General features: G+C 68.7%; 20 protein-coding genes. 6 read left to right on the top strand and 14 right to left on the bottom strand.

Features of this window, described 5'->3' with window-relative positions:
* Nucleotides 1-145: 145 nt before the first annotated feature.
* From mqnE to RVX_RS04490, 4 genes are all read left to right on the top strand, one after another.
* The gene (gene mqnE / locus RVX_RS04505) at nucleotides 146-1,321 is read left to right on the top strand and encodes an aminofutalosine synthase MqnE (RefSeq protein ID WP_116304901.1); all 1,176 of its coding nucleotides are present in this window, start codon (nucleotides 146-148) and stop codon (nucleotides 1,319-1,321) included.
* Between the two features lie 32 nt (nucleotides 1,322-1,353).
* A complete protein-coding gene (mqnC, locus tag RVX_RS04500; protein WP_116306350.1) occupies nucleotides 1,354-2,472 on the top strand; it encodes a cyclic dehypoxanthinyl futalosine synthase in 1,119 nt (372 codons plus the stop codon).
* Between the two features lie 231 nt (nucleotides 2,473-2,703).
* Nucleotides 2,704-3,567, top strand: a complete 864-nt coding sequence (locus RVX_RS04495) for a menaquinone biosynthetic enzyme MqnA/MqnD family protein (protein WP_116304900.1) — start codon at nucleotides 2,704-2,706, stop codon at nucleotides 3,565-3,567.
* Nucleotides 3,568-3,621: 54 nt separating this feature from the next.
* Complete coding sequence (locus tag RVX_RS04490; RefSeq protein WP_230404377.1) at nucleotides 3,622-4,614, top strand: DUF429 domain-containing protein; 993 nt, start codon at nucleotides 3,622-3,624, stop codon at nucleotides 4,612-4,614.
* A gap of 142 nt (nucleotides 4,615-4,756) precedes the next feature.
* On the opposite strand, the gene RVX_RS04485 is transcribed toward RVX_RS04490, so the two are convergent.
* The 4 genes from RVX_RS04485 to hrcA all read right to left on the bottom strand — a co-directional run bounded on the left by RVX_RS04485 (nucleotide 4,757) and on the right by hrcA (nucleotide 8,084).
* A complete protein-coding gene (locus RVX_RS04485; protein ID WP_116304899.1) occupies nucleotides 4,757-4,945 on the bottom strand; it encodes a hypothetical protein in 189 nt (62 codons plus the stop codon).
* A gap of 49 nt (nucleotides 4,946-4,994) precedes the next feature.
* Nucleotides 4,995-6,044: a DMT family transporter gene (locus RVX_RS04480; RefSeq protein WP_116304898.1), complete on the bottom strand. Its 1,050-nt coding sequence runs from the start codon at nucleotides 6,042-6,044 to the stop codon at nucleotides 4,995-4,997.
* 258 nt (nucleotides 6,045-6,302) lie between these two features.
* Nucleotides 6,303-6,923, bottom strand: coding sequence for a nucleotide exchange factor GrpE (locus RVX_RS04475; protein WP_116304897.1), 621 nt, complete (start codon nucleotides 6,921-6,923; stop codon nucleotides 6,303-6,305).
* A 93-nt stretch (nucleotides 6,924-7,016) separates the two neighbouring features.
* Nucleotides 7,017-8,084, bottom strand: coding sequence for a heat-inducible transcriptional repressor HrcA (gene hrcA, locus RVX_RS04470; RefSeq protein WP_116304896.1), 1,068 nt, complete (start codon nucleotides 8,082-8,084; stop codon nucleotides 7,017-7,019).
* 864 nt (nucleotides 8,085-8,948) lie between these two features.
* Between hrcA and RVX_RS04465 the strand changes: the two genes are divergently transcribed.
* On the top strand, nucleotides 8,949-9,266 hold the full coding sequence (locus tag RVX_RS04465) for a TusE/DsrC/DsvC family sulfur relay protein (protein ID WP_007523442.1): 318 nt from the start codon (nucleotides 8,949-8,951) through the stop codon (nucleotides 9,264-9,266).
* A gap of 476 nt (nucleotides 9,267-9,742) precedes the next feature.
* Here RVX_RS04465 and RVX_RS04460 read toward each other — a convergent pair whose 3' ends face one another.
* Nucleotides 9,743-10,015 (bottom strand): hypothetical protein, encoded by a 273-nt coding sequence (locus RVX_RS04460; RefSeq protein ID WP_116304895.1) that lies wholly within the window; start codon nucleotides 10,013-10,015, stop codon nucleotides 9,743-9,745.
* 177 nt (nucleotides 10,016-10,192) lie between these two features.
* Between RVX_RS04460 and RVX_RS04455 the strand changes: the two genes are divergently transcribed.
* Nucleotides 10,193-10,498 (top strand): hypothetical protein, encoded by a 306-nt coding sequence (locus RVX_RS04455; RefSeq protein WP_116304894.1) that lies wholly within the window; start codon nucleotides 10,193-10,195, stop codon nucleotides 10,496-10,498.
* A gap of 216 nt (nucleotides 10,499-10,714) precedes the next feature.
* On the opposite strand, the gene RVX_RS04450 is transcribed toward RVX_RS04455, so the two are convergent.
* From RVX_RS04450 to RVX_RS04410, 9 genes are all read right to left on the bottom strand, one after another.
* Complete coding sequence (locus tag RVX_RS04450; RefSeq protein ID WP_116304893.1) at nucleotides 10,715-12,007, bottom strand: ABC transporter substrate-binding protein; 1,293 nt, start codon at nucleotides 12,005-12,007, stop codon at nucleotides 10,715-10,717.
* Nucleotides 12,004-13,254 (bottom strand): TRAP transporter substrate-binding protein DctP, encoded by a 1,251-nt coding sequence (gene dctP / locus RVX_RS04445; protein ID WP_116304892.1) that lies wholly within the window; start codon nucleotides 13,252-13,254, stop codon nucleotides 12,004-12,006. The genes RVX_RS04450 and dctP overlap by 4 nt, the downstream gene beginning before the upstream one ends.
* Before the next feature lie 68 nt (nucleotides 13,255-13,322).
* A complete protein-coding gene (locus RVX_RS04440) occupies nucleotides 13,323-14,186 on the bottom strand; it encodes a YitT family protein (RefSeq protein WP_116304891.1) in 864 nt (287 codons plus the stop codon).
* 492 nt (nucleotides 14,187-14,678) lie between these two features.
* Complete coding sequence (locus tag RVX_RS04435) at nucleotides 14,679-15,197, bottom strand: hypothetical protein (protein WP_230404375.1); 519 nt, start codon at nucleotides 15,195-15,197, stop codon at nucleotides 14,679-14,681.
* A gap of 215 nt (nucleotides 15,198-15,412) precedes the next feature.
* On the bottom strand, nucleotides 15,413-16,210 hold the full coding sequence (locus RVX_RS04430) for a sulfite exporter TauE/SafE family protein (RefSeq protein WP_116304890.1): 798 nt from the start codon (nucleotides 16,208-16,210) through the stop codon (nucleotides 15,413-15,415).
* Between the two features lie 205 nt (nucleotides 16,211-16,415).
* On the bottom strand, nucleotides 16,416-17,435 hold the full coding sequence (locus RVX_RS04425) for an alpha-hydroxy-acid oxidizing protein (RefSeq protein WP_116306344.1): 1,020 nt from the start codon (nucleotides 17,433-17,435) through the stop codon (nucleotides 16,416-16,418).
* A gap of 187 nt (nucleotides 17,436-17,622) precedes the next feature.
* Nucleotides 17,623-18,339 (bottom strand): FadR/GntR family transcriptional regulator, encoded by a 717-nt coding sequence (locus RVX_RS04420; protein WP_007523461.1) that lies wholly within the window; start codon nucleotides 18,337-18,339, stop codon nucleotides 17,623-17,625.
* Nucleotides 18,340-18,606: 267 nt separating this feature from the next.
* Nucleotides 18,607-19,245 (bottom strand): DUF3124 domain-containing protein, encoded by a 639-nt coding sequence (locus RVX_RS04415; RefSeq protein ID WP_230404373.1) that lies wholly within the window; start codon nucleotides 19,243-19,245, stop codon nucleotides 18,607-18,609.
* Nucleotides 19,246-19,267: 22 nt separating this feature from the next.
* Complete coding sequence (locus RVX_RS04410) at nucleotides 19,268-19,672, bottom strand: ArsR/SmtB family transcription factor (RefSeq protein ID WP_172596579.1); 405 nt, start codon at nucleotides 19,670-19,672, stop codon at nucleotides 19,268-19,270.
* Nucleotides 19,673-19,728 lie beyond the last annotated feature (56 nt).

Genomic DNA, 19,728 nt, shown 5'->3' with positions numbered 1-19,728 from the left:
CAGTCGCCACGGCCTGCCGACGGTGTTGACACGGGCGCACGCCGGGTCGATACTCCGCCTTCCGTCCGGGATGCGCAAGCCCCGCCCACTCTGGCGGCCCGGCCGTCTACCACAGGATATTCAGTCCCGCCACACCGGAGGACACATGCTCGACGCTGCCCATTACGCCCGCCTGGGGCTTGGGACCGCCTTCGAAAAGGTGATGCAGGGCGCGCGCCTTTCGCCCCAAGAGGGCCTGGCGCTGTTCAACTGCCCGGACATCACCGCCGTGGGGGCGCTGGCCCACCACGCGCGCACCCGCCTGCACGGCGACAGAACCTATTACGTGCTCAACCGGCACGTCAATTACACCAACATCTGCGTCAACGGCTGCCTGTTCTGCGCCTTTCAGCGCGAACGCGGGCAGGCCGGTTCCTTCGCCCTGACGCCCGACGACATCCTGCACCGCGTGCTGGACGACCGGGGCACCCCGTTTTCCGAGGTGCACATCGTGGGCGGCTGCCACCCGGACCTGAACCTGGCGTGGTTCGAGGACGTCATCCGGCGCATTCGCACAGCCCGCCCCCAGAGCATCGTCAAGGCGTTCACCGGGGTGGAAATCGCCCACTTCGCCGCCATGGAAGGCATCTCCACCCTGGACGTGCTGCGCCGCCTGCAGGACGCGGGCCTGGCCATGATGCCCGGCGGCGGGGCCGAAATCTTCGCGCCGGAAGTGCGCACCAGAATCTGCCCGCGCAAGGCCACGGCCGATGAATGGCTGCGTGTGGCGGGCGAGGCGCATTCCCTCGGCATCCGCACCAACTGTTCCATGCTCTACGGGCACATCGAGACCTTCGAGCACCGCGTGGACCACCTGTGCCGCCTGCGCGAGCAGCAGGACAAGTCCGGCGGGTTCACCTGCTTCATCCCCCTGCCCTTCCTGACGGAAAACAGCCTGCTCAAGCTGCCGCCCGAGCGGGTGGGCGAGCACGTGGGCCTCGACCGGCTGCGCACCGTGGCCGTCAGCCGCCTGATGCTGGACAACATCCCCCACGTGAAGGCCTACTGGGTGATGATGGGCGTGAAGATGGCCCAGACCGCCCTGTACTTCGGGGCCGACGACCTGGACGGCACCATCGTCGAGGAGCGCATCGGCCATGACGCCGGGGCCGATTCCGCCCAGTCGCTCACCGTGCCCGAACTGGAACTGATGATCCGCCGCTCCGGCTTCACCCCGGTGCGCCGCGACTCGCACTTCAACCCCGTGGCCGACCCGGACGCCATCCTGAACGATGCCGGGCATGATGCCGGGCACGCCGCGACGCCGGAGGTCCGGGCATGAGCACCGCCGCCAACGCCACCAACGCCCCCATCATGCCGGGCGGCTCGTCCCTTGGCGAATCCGCCGACGTGCGCGCCGTGGCCGCAAAGGTGCTGGACGGCCAGCGCCTTACCCGCGCCGACGCCGACCTGCTGTACGCCCACGCCGGGCTGCACACCCTGGGGCACCTGGCCCACGCCGTGCGCCTGCGCAAGCATCCGCAGCCCGTGGTCACCTACGTGGCCGACCGTAACATCAACTATTCCAACATCTGCGTGTGCGCCTGCCGCTTCTGCGCCTTTTTCCGCGCCCCCGGCCACCCCGAGGGCTACGTGCTGACGCGCGAGGAGTTGGGCAGGAAGATAGAGGAAACCCTGGCCCTCGGCGGCACCCAGATCCTGCTGCAGGGCGGGCACCACCCCGATCTGCCCCTGTCGTTCTACGAAGGCATGATCGGCTGGATTCGCGACACCTACCCCGCCATCCACATCCACGCCTTTTCGCCGCCCGAAATCGTCTTTTTCGCGGAGCTCGAAAAGATCACCGTGGCCGAGGTCATTGCCCGGCTGCGCGCCGCCGGGCTGCATTCCATCCCCGGCGGCGGCGCGGAAATCCTGGTGGACGAAGTGCGCACGCTGGTTTCGCCCAACAAGTGTTCCGCCGGGCGCTGGCTGGGCGTCATGGAAGAAGCCCACACCCAGGGGCTGCGCACCACCGCCACCATGATGTTCGGCCACGAGGAAGAGCCCAGCCACCGCCTGGATCACCTCTTCGCCGTGCGCGAGGTGCAGGACCGCACCGGCGGGTTCACCGCGTTCATCCCGTGGACCTTCCAGCCCGCCCACACCAATATCCACCGCGACCCGGAGCCCGCGCCCGCCTACCTGCGCCTGCTGGCCCTGTCGCGCCTGGTGCTGGACAACGTGGACAACGTGCAGGCCTCGTGGGTGACCATGGGGCCGCAAGTGGCCCAACTGGCCCTGTACTTCGGCGCCAACGACTTCGGCTCGCTCATGATCGAGGAAAACGTGGTGGCCGCCGCAGGCGTCAGCTTCAGCCTCTCGCGCCGCGAAATCCACAACTGCATCCGCGCCGCCGGGTTCACCCCCGTGCAACGCACCATGAACTACACCCCCGTGTCGCCCCAACCCGTGGTGGAAGGGGAGATTTAAAGGCATCTCAAGAGAATCGGGGGAAGGGACCCTTTGGAAAGGGTCACCTTCCCCCGCCCCCCCCATCCCCCCAAACTTTTCATTTGGGCAACTGAAAACATCAACCATCCGCTTTAGCGCAAGAAACGTCTTCATTGCACCCCAAATCGGGGGTGCAGGGGCTTTGCCCCCTGCCCGCCGAAAGCGCAAAAAAACGCTCTCCTCGCAATGCAGCCAAAACGGAATCCGCCAATGAGCAACAACCCCACCACCACGCCGTCGTCATGCGCCCGCCCGTTGCGGCTGGGCCGCATCGGGTACCTGAACGTGCTGCCCATCTACCACCCGCTGGAGACGGGCATCATCCCGCACGAGTACGAACTGGTGGCCGGGCCGCCCGCGGTGCTGAACAACATGATGGCCCGGGGCGACCTGCACGTGTCGGCCAACTCGTCGGTGGAGTACGCGCACCGGTGGCAGAACTACCTGCTGGTGCCCGATCTCGCCATCGGCAGCCGGGGGCCGGTGCAGAGCGTGCTGCTGCTGTCGCGCCGCCCGGTGGAAGACCTGGCCGACCAGCCGGTGCTGGTCAGCGCCGAGACGCACACCTCGGCCGCGCTGTTGCGCCTGCTGTTCCGCGACTACTACAAGTTTCCGGTGCGCTACGAGGTGGGGTCGGCCACCGGGCGCATCGCGTCGGGCAACCCGCCGGAGGCGTTCCTGGCCATCGGCGACGAGGCCCTGCGCCTGCGCAACCACCCGGAGTTTCCGCACCGGCTGGACCTGGGCGAGGCGTGGCGTCAGTGGACCGGCCTGCCCTTCGTGTTCGGGGTGTGGGTGGTCAGCCGCGCGGCGGCGGCAGCGGGCTGCTTCACCAGCGACCCGTGCGAACTCTTGCAGCGCGCCCGCAACTGGGGCGAGCGGCACATGGACGTGATCCTCGACCTGACCTTGCAGGGCTGCCCCCTGTCCCGTGAGGAACTGCGCCAGTACTACCACGGCCTGGTCTTCCACATGGGCTTTCCAGAAATGGAAGGGCTGCGCCTGTTCTATCACCGGCTGGCCGAGGCGGGCGAAATACCCGCCGCACCGGACCTGGAATTCTTCAGCATGTAGCGCAAGGCGGCCCCGCGAACATGACGCGGGGCCGCCTTGCGTTCGCGGCCAGCCATGAACAACCACACCCTTCATATCCAGCCATCCGCCAGCCCCCCTCCAACAGCCGCGCCGCATCCCCCCCGCACCCTGCCCGTGCGGATTCTGGGCCTTGACGTCACGGCCACGCCCGGCCCGCGCAAGCCGCTGACGCTGGCGGTGTGCGACCTTGCGCCGGGAAAAGGGAATGCGCCGTATGGGGCGGACGCGCCGCCCGTGCTCACCCTGCACGAACTGCGTGAACTGCATGCGCTGGACGACCTTGACCGGCTGTTCGGCGGGCAACTGGACGCCAGCTTCGCAGGGGGCGATGGTGCGGTCGGGGGCGGCTGGGTGCTGGGCATCGACGCCCCGTTCGGCCTGCCGCTGGAGCTGGTGGAGGAACTGGGCTGGCCGCGCGATTGGGCCGGATATGCCGCCCTGTGCGGGGCCATGGACCGCGCAGACTTCCGCGACCTTTTGCGCGGAGTGTCCGCCACCCGGCCCGCCGGGCAAAAGTACCTGTACCGCGCCTGCGACCGGGCAGCCGGGGCCGCCAGCCCCATGAACACGGTGCGCCCGCCCGTGGCCCTGATGTTCCACGCCGTGGCTCCCCGCCTTGCCGCACACGCGGTGCATGTGCCCGCCCTGCGCCCCTTGCCGCATGCGGATCGCGTGGCGCTGGAAGCATACCCCGGCTGGCTGGCCCGCCAGCTGATCGGCCGCGCCCCGTACAAGGGCGGCGACGCCGCGAGCCGACCCGCCCGGCGCGAGGCTCGCGCGGCCCTGTTGCGGGGGCTTGCGGGGCTCCCGTCCCTCGCCGTCCGCTGGAACGCTGACCACGAGGCCCGCATGCTGGACGACCCGGAAGCGGACCTGCTGGACGCCCTGCTCTGCGCCGTGCAGGCCGCCGTCTCGACCTTGCGGTCAGGCTACGGCCTTCCGGCCCCTACCGCCCCGCCGTGCGGCATAACTGCCGCGCAACTGCGCGTGGAAGGCTGGATCGCCGGGTTGCCGCCGGAGGAATAGCCGCTCCACCCGCATCGCCCACCATACTTCGCAGCCCCCGCCCCCCCCAAAAAAAAGAAAAAGGCGCGCGACGGCCATCCGCCACGCGCCCTGTCTGCGCAATGCATGGGACGCCGTCTCGCTGACAGCAGTCCGCGCCCGGCTACCAGCCCGCCCCGCCGGTTACCAGAAAGGACAGCATGGTCCAGGTGGCTCCCAGCAGGGCCAGCAGCAGCAACCCCAAAAACAGGCGCAACACGCATCCGGCGGCGGCCAGCAAACCGCGCAGCAGCAGCCAGCCCACCACACCGGCCACGGCGGCCACGAATATCAGGCCCAGAATCTTCATCATCGTCTCCCCGTCCGGTTGCGGCGCGCTGCGCCTGGGTTGTGGGCCGCCGTCATGCCGCCCCGGAATCCCGGTCCGCGTCGCTACGGGGGGCCGCCCCGTCCTTCGCGGGCACGGCATCCGAGGCCTCCGCCAACTCGCCCGGGCGGCATACCCGCGCGCCCGAACCGCCCGCGCCGCCACCCGACGCACCGGACAGGCCCAGCCAGATGGCGAACAGGGCAACGCCCGCCCCTGCCATGCCCCAGGCATCGGTGGGCCGCTTGAACAACAGGATGTCCCATACGAACGACAGCGCAGGCTGCACCAGCATCACCAGCCCCGCCAGCGAGGCGGGCAGGCGCGGCAGCCCGGTGGACAGCAGCACCCAGCCCACGCCCTGGCACAGCACGCCGTAGGCCATCAGGTAGCCGCCGCTGGCCGCATCGGCAATGACAAAGCTGTCGCCCCGCGCCACGATGCCCGCGCCGCTCACCGCGGCGCAGGCCAGGGAAATGACGGCCATGTTGGCCACCGGCGAAAGCATGCCCGCCATGCCGCGCGACTGGCGCAGCAGCAAGATGAACCCGGTGTAGAACAGTGCCGTGGCAAACCCGTAGCCCACCCCGGCCAACGAATCGCCCACCACCAGGCCCCCGTCCGCCGCCACGGGCAGCAACTCGGCCGGGCTCACGCCCAGCAGCAGCCACAGCCCGGCCAAGGCCAGCGGTATGGCCGTGATGTGCCGCGCGGACAGTTTCTCGCGCAGCAGCACCGCCCCGGCGATGGCGATGAAGAACACCTGGAAGTTGCCGATGATGGTGGCCAACCCCGGCCCGATAAGCAGGATGCTGCGGTGCCAGCATTCCAGGTCCAGCGCGAACAGCACGGCCGCGCCCACCATCACGCCCCACACGCCGGGCCGCGCACGCAGCCGCTCGCGCCGGGCCAGGGCCACGCACAGCAGGGCCAGCCCGCCGAAGAACATGCGGTAGAAGGCCGACTGGCTGGGCCCCACATGCACCAGCTTCACGAACACGGCGGAAAAGCTGATCAGCACGCCGCCCCCGGCAACGCGCAGCAGCCCTCCCGCATCAAGGCAGGGGGAGCGGTGTGTACTCATGCGGCCCCCCATACTGCGAAGCCGGGTGAAGCGCAAATGCGGGCGGCATGCCCGGTCGGCCCCAGGTTGCCCGGATTGGCCAGATTGTCAGGACGGACCGGACTGGTCAGGCTGGCCGGACTGGCAGCCCACGCCCAGGCCCTGCCGGACGACCGCCTACGGCGGCTTCGCAACGCAAAGGCGGCACGCCCCGCCGGGGGCATGCCGCCGAATGTTCCATCATGCGGGCTCGCCGGGCTGCCCGGCGTGTCGCGGACCCTATTCCGGGCGGCTCACCGTGACCTTGGCGGGCCGCAGCAGGCGTTCCTTAAGGCGGTAGCCGCGCTGCATAAGGGCGCACACGGTGTTTTCGGGCAGGTCGGGGCGCACCTCGGCCCCGATGGCCTCGTGGATTTCCGGGCTGAACGGCTCGCCCGCCTCGCCCACCGGCTCCAGCCCATGGCGCTTCAGCGCGTCGAGCAGGAGCTTCTGGGTCATTTCCACGCCGACCAACATGTCCTTGAAGGCGGGGTTGCCGCGCCCGTACTGCAGGGCCAGGTCGAAGTTGTCGAGGGTGGGCAGCAGATCGGCCAGCACCACCTCGGCGGCGTAGCGCACCTGGTCGTCCTTCTCGCGCTGCAACCGCTTCTTGAAGTTGTCCATTTCCGCCAGGGCGCGCAGCCGCTGCTCGTCGGCCTCGGCCCGCTCGGGACATTCCGGGCACAGCCGCACCGCGCACTGTTCGCGCAGGTCGTCATCGTCCATCGCGGCAACGGGGGCCGCGCCGGAACCCGCGCCGGAAGCGGCCGGATTGCGCGAGGGCGCGTCGGACTCGGCGCGCAGGGCCTCGGCCTCGGGGCTGATCTCGACATTGTCCTTGAACACGTTACTAGGGGGCATGTTCCTGAATCTCCTTGGAATCCTGATGCGTGAAAGCGTCGTTGAACATCAGCCCGCGAAGGCGGGCTGCATGCATCGGGGGTATGTCCGGGGTTACGGCAGCAGGGAAGGCGCGGCGGCGAAGCGCTCGCGAAACAGCTGGGTGAGCGAGCGCGAAACGCACTGCACCACCGGCACGATCTTGGCGTAGTCCATGCGCAACGGGCCCACCACGCTGACCACCCCGCGCGGCGTGTCGCCGCCGTAGGGCGCGCTGACCACGCTGCACCCGCGCAGCCCGTCGGGCGCGCCTTCGGGCACGTCCTGACAGAAGGTGATGCGCACGTCCTTCTCGGACAGGGTGCGGTCCAGCAGTTCCAGCAGGCGCGAGCGTTCCTCGATGGCCGTCAAAAGGTCGCGCATGCGCGAGACGTCGGTGAATTCCGCGTGCTCCAGCATGTTCAGCGTGCCGTTGACGATGAGTTCGCGGTCGTCACCCATGTGCTCCACGGCGCGGCGCGAAAGCGCCAGGGCGCGCATGCACATCTCTTCCAGGCGCGAACCGGCGCGGGCCAGCTCGCGGCCGATGCGGTCGCGCGCCTCGGACAGGGGCAGGCCCCGGAAATGTTCGTTGAGGTAGTTGCCGAAGCGCACCAGTTCATCCTGCGCGTAGCGTTCGTCCACGCGCACGGTGCGTGTGCGCACCAGCCCGCCTTCCAACATCAGCACCGCCAGCACCAGCCCTTCGGCCGCCGGGGCGAATTCGATGCTGCGCCAGCGGGCCTCGTCCTCGCTGGGGGCCACCACCATGCCCAGCTGCCGGGCATGGCCGGACAGCAGGTTGGCGGCGCGGCGCAGGATACCGGAAATTTCCAGCTCCTGCCGGGTAAGTTCGTCGGCGATGGCCTCGCGCTCGGCGCAGCCCAGCGGCAACGGCCGCAGCAGGCTGTCCACGTAAAGCCGGAAGGCCCGCGCGGTGGGCACCCTGCCCGCGGACGTGTGCGGCTGCTCCAGATACCCGAGGTCGGTCAGGTCGGACATGGTGGCGCGCATGCTGGCCGGAGAAAGGCGCAAGCCGGAGTGTTCGGCCACGGCGCGAGACCCCACGGGCGAGGCCGAGGCGATGTAGCTTTCTATGATGGTGGCGAGCACCTGGGTTTCGCGCTGTCCGAGGGTGGGCATGAAGGCTCCGGCATCATGAGGATGCAGTTCTTGCAGTAGCACAAACGGGTAACAACGGGGGTGGGGGCTGTCAAGGTTGGCGGGGGCGCCGCGCCGTCGGCGTCCGCCCCGCGCGTCCCATGGGCAACGCGGAAAGGAACGGGGTCGCGCATGCTCCAAGGGGAACAGGCACCGTTGTCATCGTGAATAAAATCACAATCTACCGCCAAGGGAGCAGGGCGCATCCTAAAAAAACATACTATTTCATGGTGATGTCAGAAATGTACCAGGCCGCCCCATTTACCCGCCCGCCCCGCCAGCCCACTGTATGCGCCGTGTTGCACCTCTTCATATATTGTGCATTATTTCACATGCATTGACACGCAACCGGCAACCCACTACAGTACACCTGTCATCGGCGGCGTGAAACTGCACCGCCGCATGCAGCACTGCTCTGACTCCTTCATAATGCACCCACACGGCCCGTTCCGCGCCCCTTACGTGCAGCGCGCAGCGGCGAGTGAGCAACTGTTTACCCGCTCACCCGTAGGGTGCTGTAATGCTTGCCGAAAAAACACCCCCACCCACCTTGAATTTTTCATGACATTGTGGCATCTTGTGCCTCGTCCGCATGTCTGGAACCCGGAAAAACCCGCGCGTTCGGTTCTCCGGCACCCATGGTCCTCCGGGACCAGGGTCCACGTTGACACGCCGGGTGGCCACGGTTTATCCAGCGGGCAGTTGCCTGCCCCGGGCTGGCCATCATTCGGATAGAGGCAGCGGATCGCTGCTTATCATCGGCCGGCGCATCGCCGCACGATGCGAAGGTCAGGCGTTTGTCGTGCATCCCTTTCACTGCCAAGAACCTGTCCAAGGAGGACACGCATGGCTGAAGTCACTTACAAGGGCAAGAGCTTCGAAGTCGATGAAGACGGCTTCCTTCTTCGCTTTGATGACTGGAGCACCGAGTGGGTTGAATTCGTGAAGGAATCCGAAGGTATCGCGGACATCACCCCCGATCACCAGAAGATCATCGACTTCCTGCAGGACTACTACAAGAAGAACGGCATCGCCCCGATGGTTCGTATCCTCTCCAAGAACACCGGCTTCAAGCTGAAGGAGATCTACGAACTGTTCCCCTCCGGCCCCGGCAAGGGCGCCTGCAAGATGGCCGGCCTGCCCAAGCCCACCGGCTGCGTGTAGTCCATACGGCCCATTGTTCATCGGAAGGGCGGGAGCTTGCTCCCGCCCTTCTTCATTTTGACGGCGCTTACCGGAAGCCGGGGCGCGCGATACACGCCCGCTTCGGCGCTTGTCGTCGGCAGTGCATGCCGACGGCGCCTGCGCGGCGACGTGCCCGGATAACCGGCAAGACCGGTTTCCCGGCACGCAAGACGGGCGGGAGCTTGCGCTCCCGCCCGTCCTTCATTTCCATGGCGCTCCCCGGGCCGGGGCGCGCAACACACGACCGCTTCGGCGCTTGTCGTCGGCAGTGCATGCCGACGGCGCCTGCGCGGCGACGTGCCCGGGAAACCGGCAAGACCGGTTTCCCGGCACGCAAGACGGGCGGGAGCTTGCGCTCCCGCCCGTCTTGATTTGCGATGGCACGCCCGGCCAGTTCGGGCGCGCCGGTTGCGGGCTTCGGACTGCGAAGCGGGTGCGGGTGAGACCGGCCGAACTCAGTGTTCCGTGCCGTCCTCGGCGGCATCGAACAGCGTGTTCAGCGCCTCTTCGCGGCACAGGACGCTCGACGCCATGGCGATGCTGAACGTCGAGTGGGCCTTCTTCCACAGGGAAAGTATCTGCTGCACGGAATGAACCATGGAGACCAGCACCGATGCAGGCACGATGAACGCGCCGTCCGGCGTGCGCTCCAGCCCGTCCAGCGATACGGAAAGGCCCGTCAGCTCCTTGCCCACGTTGCCCAATAAACCATCAATGTCATGCTTCACGTTGCGAACCCCATTGTAGGAACTAGGCGTCGCGCGCCTGCACGCGTCGACACCCGTTACGGTCTAGCAGGGGGCGCGACCGCCGGTCATTTATATTTTCCCCCGCCGCCCGCGCGCCGTGCGAGAGCGCCCGCACTTGACGCAAGCCGCGCCGCACAATACACAGGGCAATACGTCATGTTCGATTACGCAAACGCCACCACCGACGCCATGTCCTGGCTCGCCGCCCTTTCGCCGTTGAGCGAACGGGACCTGTGCGACCTGTGCCTTGCCCTGCGCACGCGCGGCCCCGGCCAACGCTTTCGGTGCACCCAGGACGCGAGCCTGCTGCTGCTCGAAGCCCAGGGGGCGGACACCCCGCTGCTGCTGCTTTCCGAACGGGCCGCCCGCAACCTGCTGGATCATCTTGTTTCCGGCTACCTGCGCGACAAGCCGCGCGGGCTGCGCACCTGGCACGCCCGCGAGTACGGCGGGCACGACTAGTCTCCACCCGGCCCACTGGTCGCCACCAGCCTCCCGGCCCTGCCCGCTGCCTGCCGATATTCTCGGCCCGTCGCGGCCCATTGCATCCCAGTTACGCGCCCTGCGTCCTCCCCCCCCACGCATGAGAAAGGGCCGCCCCCAGTGGGAACGGCCCGTACAGCGCATAGACTGCCCGATCATGCCCGTGTCGCCACGTGTCGTCACGGGGGATTCCGGTTACTTTCGCAGCACCTCGGCATCCCAGCCGCGCTCCAGCGCCTCCAGCCAGTCGGCGGGAATTTCGGGCACGGCCCGCCTGGCCAGCACGTCGGGCGACAGGGTGGCCTCGCCCATCTTCACGGCGGCGAAACGGGCGCGCCATGCATCGGGCAGCCGCCCCACCTCGATGGCCGGAAAATCGCCCCACCAGGCCGGGTCCATCTTGGCCAGTTGGGCCTCGGGCGACAGCAGGAAGTTGGCTGCCACCATGGCCCCCGCCTTGTTCGGCGCGTTGAAGGGGATGGCCACGAAATGGGTGTTGAAGATCGACCCGTCGTCCAGCGCCACGGTGCGCACCGTGGCCGGGTAGGTGCCGTCGTCGATGAGCGCCTGGGCGTGCGCCGGGTGGTACGAGATGGAAAAGTCCACCTCGCCCCGCGCGAACAGCCCGTCCAGCGCCGCGGCGTCGCGCGGGTAGGCGCGCCCGGCCTGCCACAGGTGCGGGGCGAGATCGCGCAGCCAACCCCACAGGACCGGAGCCTTGCTGGCCAGCAACTCCCTGTCCAGCGGGCGCATGTACTGGGCATGTCCGCCGGTGAGGGCGTAGAACGCCTGCCGGATGAAGGCCGACCCGGTGAAGTCCGGCGGCTGGGGGTAGGTGAACCGGCCCGGATGGGCCTTCACCCATTCGCCCAGTTGGGCCATGGTGCGCGGCGGCTCCGGCGTGCGGGCCGTATCGTATTCCAGCACCAACTGCGCACGCCCGTAGGGCGATTCATAGCCGTCCACGGGATAGCCGAAGTCCGTGGCGCCCTGTTCCGGGTCGGTCAGGGCCATGTTGGGCAGGGCCGGGGCATAGGGCCCCCACAGCACACCGCCAAGGCGCGCGTTGCGAAAATTCTCGCCGTTGATCCACAGCAGGTCCATGCTGCCCGTGGCCCTGCCCGCCGCCTTTTCCGCCAGCAGCCGGGAGACGAACACCGGGGCCTCCATGGGCACGCGCACCAGGCTGATGCCGTAGCGCCGCGCCAGTTCCGGCGCGACGTAGCCATCCACGTAGCGGTTGGCCGTGGCCATGCCGCCGTACATATGAAAACGCACCGTGCCGCCGCGCGCTACGGCCTCCACCTCAGCCCACGGCAGCGAGGCCGGGGCGGGCAAAGCCGCCTGCCCTGCCGACGCGGTTCCATTACCGGCGGCCACGGCGTTCCGCCCCACGGACAGGCACAGCAACAGGGCCAGCGCAACCAGCAGGCCACGCGCAACGCGGCATGCAACACCGGCCCTCGGGGCCGTCCTCGACAGAATCATGGAACCTCCCTGGTAATGGGCCTGGCGGAGGGGCTTACAGGGGTCCCGGCAGCTGGTCTGCCCCCAGGCTCAACGGCCTTCCCCGGCTCTGAGCCCGCCTGTTCCGCCTGCCACGCCGTGGCCTTCACGGTTTCATACAGCGTGGGGTCCACCCCCACGAAATCCACCACCTCGCGTTCGCCAAGGCGCAGCCGCTCGCGCCAGCGGCGCAGCACGGCATCGTCGGGCACGGCGAACGCCAGCCCCCTGGCACGCAGCGTCTCGCGGGCCTCGGCCTGGGCCTCGGCGGCCTGGGCGCGGGCGCCGTCCACGTGGGCCTCCCAGGCATCGCGCAGCGCGGCGCGCACATCGTCGGGCAGCCGTTCCCAGAACATCCGGCTGACCAGCGGCACGTACATGGCAAAGTAGGCGCGGTCCTCGAACACGTGCGAAACCCCGTACCGCCAGAGCTGGCCGGACACCGCCGTCTCGTGGGTGGACATGAGGCCGTCGAGGTTGCCGGACCGCAGCCAGTGCGGCAGGTCGTGCCAGGGCACCACCAGGGGCCGCGCGCCCATGGCGGCCAGACGCAGTTCATTGGCCGGGCCGCCCGCCACGCGAATGCGCAGGCCGCCGATGTCCTCGTGCCGCCGCACCGCGCGGTCCACCAGGTACAGGTTGGCGTGCCCCAACTCCAGCCAGCGCCCCAGCACGGTGACGCGCAGGTTGCGCTCGATGCGTGAATCAATGATCCGGCCCGGAGGCCCATCGGCCACGGCCAGGCTGGCGCTGGCTGGCGCGCCATAAAACACCGGCAGCATGAACACCCCGCAGTCGGGCACGGCGGCATGCAACACCCACGTGCCGGGCAGGGCCATTTCCACGCGGCCCAGATTCAGCGCCTGCAGCACGTCGCGGTCGCGGTACAGGCTGGCGCTGTCATGCACCTCCACCCGCAGCCGCCCGGCCAGCCGCCGCTCCACGTCTTCCGCGAAGCGGCGCAGGGCCTTGACCTGAAAGTGCGCGGGGCCGTTCTCCGTGGAAATGCGCAGCACCGGCACGGGGCCTCCCGTGGGCGTGTCGGCCGGGGAAGCCGCCGGGACGTCCGCAGATTCCGCGTTCGAGAGTTCTGCATTCGCGGCCTGCGCCCACGGCGCGGCGACGGCCAGCAGGAGCACGCACAGCGCCACTGCGGTCACGCAACCCGGCAGACGCGGCCGCGAAAGGGACGGGCGCGCGGGTACGCGTTGCGGAACAAGGTTGGTCATGCGGCCTCCACGGGAAGGTGCGATAACGGGCGGTACGAATGCACTTCAGCATGCCACAACCGCCCGCGTCAGTACACCTTTCTCCGCGTGAATTGTCCCCCGAGCACGGTGAAGGTGTTCTCGACGATGAACAGCGCATCGGGGTCCACCGTGAACACCAGTTCCTCCATGCGCTTCAGCTGTACGTTGTTGGTCACGGTCATGACGATTTCCCGGTCGTCGCCGGAATAGCCGCCACGCCCCTGCAGAAAGGTGGCCCCCTGCCCCAGTTCGGTGACCAGGTCGTGCCCGATGCGGCGGCTGTGCGCGGAAATGACGAACACCACCTTGCGCTGGTTGAACAGCGCCAGCACGTATTCCATCGTCACCGCCGCAATGAACACCTGGATCAGCGAGGCGATGACCATGTCCACCGGCATGGAGGCAAGACATGCCGCGAACAGCACCGCGTTGAAGCCGAAGCCGAACCGCCCGATGCCGAGGCCGAAGCGACGGTGCAGGATGATGGCCGCCACGTCCAGCCCGCCCCCGGACCCCAGCGAACGCAGCATCATGCCGCCGCCAGCCCCGCAGATGACCCCGGAGGCCACGGCGGCGTACAACTGGTCGCGCACGCCAAGGTCCACCCCAGAGAACACCTCTGCGAACAGGGTGGTGGCCAGCATGCCATACAGGCTGTAGAGCAGGAACCGCCGCCCCACTTGCAGCCATCCCAGCACGAACAGGGGGATGTTGCACAGCAGGTACCACGCCGCCGGGGACAGCAGATGGGTGTGATACCATGTCAGCAGCGCGATGCCGTAGATGCCGCCGGTGAGAAACCCGTGCCGGGCCACGATGCCCTGCGCCCCCAGGGCGAACAGGGCCGCCCCCACGGTGAGCAGCAGCAGGTTCCAGCGGACGGAATAGGCCAGTTCCTTTCTGGTGAACATGCAAACCTCCCTGCCCGCCCGCGTCTGATCGGCGGGTCGCGGACCGGCATGAAAAAAACGGGGGCACGCCCAACCTCGCGGCGGCGCGCCCAGTTCAGTTCAGATCACTGCGCATTCCCGTGATCGTGCAGCCCGGGTCGCGTTGCCCGTGCCTCTATCCCGGATGCGGCGCGCGGGCAAGGGCGAAGAAGCAACAGGATCCGGCGGACATGCGAAGGGCACGCATGGATGGTGACGGCAGACGCGTGGTTGTGGAGCAAACGGAGAGAATGCGTGGAGCCCGCACGGGCAAGGGCGGGCCTGAAGGAGTCAGGATCGAACGCTGCCGAAAGAAATGGGGCCGGATTTGCCGGACGGGTGGCGCAGGCACGAGGCAGCCAACCGGGCATGCCGGGCGCGCGGTCTACCAGAGGCGTGAACGCGCCGGGAGTATAACCGGTCAGGCGTGACGGGTCAGGCGAACCTGTCAGGCGCACCAGTCAGGCGCACCTGTCAGGGGCGGTCGCAGTCGGGCCAGACCAGGCCAGGCACTTCCGCCGTCAGGATGCGGCACAGGGTGCGTCCGTTCTCGGCCAGGAACAGCGCCTCGTTTTCCAGGCGCAGGCGGTAGCCCGTGGCGTCGATGCGGGCATCGCCCCCCTGGCGGCACACCGCCCCCGCGCCGTCGATGGCCGCCGCAAGCCGCGCGGCAGATTCGTTGGCGCGGCGGAATGCCCCGCGCAGCATCTCCTGCCTGGGGTCGTTCTCCACCAGCAGCAGCCGCTTCATGGCAGCGTCGGAAGCCGCGCGCGTGCCGCGCACCCGCTTCATGTCGTCGTCCAGGCGCCCGCAGACAGGCCCGGCCGCATATGCGTCGGCAAGCTCCACGCCGGTGCGGATGAACCCTTCCACCACGTCGGCATCCTGCCCCAGGGTACTGCCCGCCGCCCATGCGGCGGGACCGGCCGCCCCGAAGTTCCACAGTGCCGCGCACAGCGCCGCGCACACGGCGGCCACGCGCAGCCCGCGCATGCGCGCCACCCCCGCCCCGCCACCGGGCCCATGTAAAGTTTTGTAAAGATGCGCTGGCATCCAGCCCATCTATATGCCGCGCCCCGCGAAGGCAACCCCCCGCCCTGCCGAGCGAAACGGCACGGCGCTGGCGCGGCCCCCTTCAACGCAGCAGCCCCCGGCGTAGGGGCGCCGGGGGCCGTGCGTGAGAAGACCTTCAGCGGGAGGAGTTTCGTTTACAGGAGACCGATCAGCATGCGCGTCGCCATGACGATGAGCAGCACGGCGAAGATGCTCTTGAGCTTGGCCACCGGCAGGCTGTGGGCCAACCGGGCGCCAAGGGGGGCCGTGAGCACGCTGGCGCAGACGATGCCGACCAGGGCGGGGAGGTAAACGAAGCCGAAGGTGTTCGCGGGCAGGCCCTGGGTAGCCAGCCCGTTAACTATGTAGCCCACGGTGCCGGACACCGCGATGGGAAAGCCGATGGCGGCAGAGGTGCCGATGGCCGTATGCATGGCCACGTTGCACCACGCCATGAACGGCACCGACAGCGTGCCGCCGCCAATGCCCACCAGGCTGGACACCGCGCCGATGACGTTGCCCATGCCGAACATGCCCATGTTGCCGGGCAGTTCGCGCGAGGGCTTGGGCTTGATGTTCAGCAGCATCTGCGCCGCCACCCAGTACAGGAAGCAGACGAAGAAGCCCTTGAGAAAATTGGTGGAAAGCTGGGCCACCACCCATGTGCCCACCAGCGTGCCGGTAATGATGCCGGGGGTGATGCGCCACACCACGTTCCACAGCACCGCTCCGCGCTTGTGGTGCGCCCGGAAGCTGGAGATGGAGGTGAACATGATGCTGGCCATGGAGGTTCCCAGCGCCAGATGCTGCATGAATTCGTGGGGAATGGCCTGCCATTCGAACGCGAAATTGAGCATGGGCACGATGACCAGCCCGCCGCCCACGCCGAGCAGCCCGGCAAGGATGCCCGCGATGGCGCCAAGAATCAGGTACAGCGCGAGGGAAAGAAGCATGTCTGGCACTCCGCGATGCGGGCATTGCGCGGCCCGCGAGGTTTCGGCCGTGGCGCGCGGCGACGGGGTTGGCGTCGGTCCGGGCGCGGGGTTGATGACCCGGCGGCGCGCCATGCGGGCGGCCGCCGGACCGGATATCCTTCAGGATTGCAGACGGGGATTTTCGCATGCCGGCAAGGCTGGCAAGCGGAACTCCCCCTTGCAATTACATGCGCAGGGCGTGACGGCCGATGGCCGCAACATTGGCGCTGCCGGTCAGCACCATGGCCTGCACCAGCTGGCCCTTGATGGAATCCACCAGCATGGTCACCCCCTCCTTCAGCCCGCCCACGGCGGCGATGGAGAAGGGGCGGCCCAGCATCACGGCGTCGGCCCCCAGGGCCAGCATCTTGAACACGTCCACGCCGTCGCGCACGCCGCCGTCGGCCAGGATGGCGATGCGCCCCTTCACCGCGTCGGCGATCTCGGGCAGCACCTCGGCCGTGCCCGGGGCATGGTCAAGCACGCGGCCGCCATGGTTGGACACCACGATGCCGTCGGCGCCCACCTCGACCGCCAGGCTGGCGTCGATGGTGGTCATGATGCCCTTGAGAATGAACGCCATGCCCTTGGCCTTGACCTTGGCCACGATGCGCGAAAGTTCCGCCGGGGTCTTGGGGCCCACGGGGCGGCCCATCTTGCGCAGGGTGACGAGGCCTGCGGCGTCGATGTCCATGCCGATGGCCGGGCAGCCCAGTTCCAGCGCGCGGTCGAGCTTTTCGTCCAGTTCCGCGCCGTCCCACGGCTTGATGAACGGAATGCCCCGCCCGCCCGCGCCGGTGATGGCCGCGAAGCCCGCGTCGATGATGAACGGGGGCACGCCGTCGCCGGTGCAGCCGATGATGCCGCGCTCGGCGCAGCCTCCCACCACGGCGGCCGCGTAGTCTTCCTCGCTCACGCCGCCGCCCATGTTGAAGGACACGCCGCCGATGGGCGCGGCCAGCACGGGCATGTCCAGCGCCATGCCGCACACGGTGGTGGAGGTGTCGGGCTCCTTCACGTCGTGCACCAGGCGCATGTTCAGGCGCACGGCGGCCAGGGCGTCAAGGTTGGCGGCAAAGGTCGCGCCGGTGCCCAGGCCGCCCATGCCGGGCACCTCGCCCGCGCAGGCCTTGCCGTTGCATACCGGGCAAACCCGACAGTAGCCTTTCATCAGTTGGCGTGCCTTGTCGCGAACTTCCTTCATCATGTCCCTCCTTTGCCAGGCGAACATGGGCGGCGCGGGCCTTGCCCGCACCGGGCGTGCCTCGCCCTGGGCGTCGATGCCGTGATGCGCGCCGGGCGTTCCGGATACGCCGGGCGTTCCGGACGCGCCGGGGCGCGTGGTGAGTGGTCTTGCCGCCTGCGTGGTCATGCGTGGGTGCTCATGGGGGTCATTCCCCCGACCATTCGAGGGCTATTTCCTCGACGTGCAGAATATGTTCGTGCATGGCGCGGAAGGCCGCCTGGGGGTCGCGCGCCTCCATGGCGGCGAGGATGTTGGCGTGGGTGGCGACGGCCCACTGGCGGCGGTCTTCGGTCTGCAGGGTGAAGTCCCGGCTGTCGCTGAGAATGTCGTGCAGGCGCGTCAGCACTTCCTGCACCACCGTGTTGCGGGTGGCGCGGGCGATGATCATGTGGAATTCCACGTCGGCGTCGGAGCCGGTGTTGCCGCCTTCTATCTCGGCCACCTGGGCGTCCAGGGCGCGGCGCAGGGCGGCAAGGTCGCCGTCGCTGACGTGGGCCGCGGCCAGCGCGGCGATTTGCGGTTCGAGCAGACGGCGGAACTCCAGCACCTCGCGCAGCTTGGCGCGGCGCTGTTCGATGATGGCGGCCAGCGGCTCGATGAGCGTTTCCTCGGTGTCGTCCAGCACGTAGGTGCCGTCGCCAAGGCGGCTGGTGACGATGCGCTGCTGCTCCAGCGAGCGGATGGCCTCGCGCACGCAATGGCGCGAGACCCCGAACAGTTCCGCCAGGCGGCGTTCGGGGGGCAGCTTGTCGCCGGATTTCAGTTCGCCCTTCTCGATGAGGTCGCGAATCTGCCCCACGATTTCCTCGTGCAGGCGGATGCGGCGCGCGGGCTTGAAGGCGGGGGTCATCTGCGCTTTCACGCAACGGCCCTCCCGGGGCAGTGGGATGCGCGAACGGCTGCAAAATTGGTACAACCATTCACTGGTTGAACCAATTCACCCGAACGTGCCCCCTCTGTCAACGAAAATCCGCGCCGGACGGCGAGCGGCGGGCAAGGCGGCGCGATTGCCAAGGGGCCGCAACCGACGGAAAAGAAAAGCGCGGCCCGAAGGACCGCGCCATCATCCCTGGAACATGGACGCAAGATGCGGGTGTGAACCCACGCCGCGCCGCCCTTGCGAAACCGGTCACCTGGCGGCGTTGCCGACCACCTTTCCCTCGGTGATGAACGAGATGCCCTGCGACGACACGGTGCCGATCATCACCCCCTGGGCCAGGGGTTGCGACACCTGCGCCGCCGCGCGCCACACCACGATGAACGCGGGGCCCGCGCCGCCGAGGGTGTCCGATTCCTCAACCACGAACTGGGCGGAGCCCAGGGGCGGCAACTGGCGCGGCTCGTTCAGGTAGGTGCGCACGGTCTTGCCGTTCTCGTCCACGTAGCGCACCTCCATGAGGGTGATGGGAATGCGCTGGTCGGTGTTGCGCACCGAAAGCATGGTGGTGATGTTCAGGGTGCGGCCCCGGTTGCCGTACACCACCGAGGAATACACCGGCACGTACACCGTCTGCCCCACGGTCATCTCGGCCTGCGCGACCGCCGGAAGGATGCCCGCGCGCGGCATGCCCGTGGGCATGGGCAGCGCGGCAAGGCCGCAGCACAGGGCGAGGCAGGCCGCCACGCGCAGGGCCAACGTGCGCACCCGGGCGACCGAAACTGCCGGGACGCGGGCGGCAACGGGCCGGGACAAAAGGGGTGGGGCCGAAAGGACGCGGGACGGCCCCTGCGACGGACGCGTGGGGGCCGACTGGCCGGGCTGGGTCATGGGGCGTTCTCCCGCCGCCGGGTCAGCGGCTTTCCTGCACGTGGTCCAGCGCCTGGCGGAACAGGTGCCGCACGTGGTCGTCATCAAGGGTATAGAAGGCGTTCTTGCCGTCGCGGCGCACCCGCACCAGCTTGGCCGCGCGCAGCAGGCGCAGTTGGTGCGAGACGGCCGACTGGCTGTGGCCCACCACGGCGGCCAGGTCGCACACGCACAGTTCGTCGCAGGCCAGCGCCTCGAGAATGCGCACGCGGGTGCGGTCGCCCAGCAGCCGGAAGGTGGCGGCCAGTTCGGCCATGTCCTCGTCCGGGGCAAGCCGCGCGCGCACCCGCGCGATGACCTCGGTGTGCTCGCAGTGCTGCTGGCACACCGGGGCGTCGGCAAGATCGGCCCCGCCCGGCGCGGCAACCGCGTCCGGACCGTCGGGCATGCTCGGCGCGCACGCGCGCTTGGCCGTGCGGCCCGACGTGCGGCCGCCGGTTCCGG

The organism is Nitratidesulfovibrio sp. HK-II (assembly GCF_003402415.2).
In the GTDB taxonomy this organism is placed as follows: Bacteria; Desulfobacterota; Desulfovibrionia; order Desulfovibrionales; family Desulfovibrionaceae; genus Cupidesulfovibrio.
This window is presented reverse-complemented; position numbering and strand designations above follow the sequence as displayed.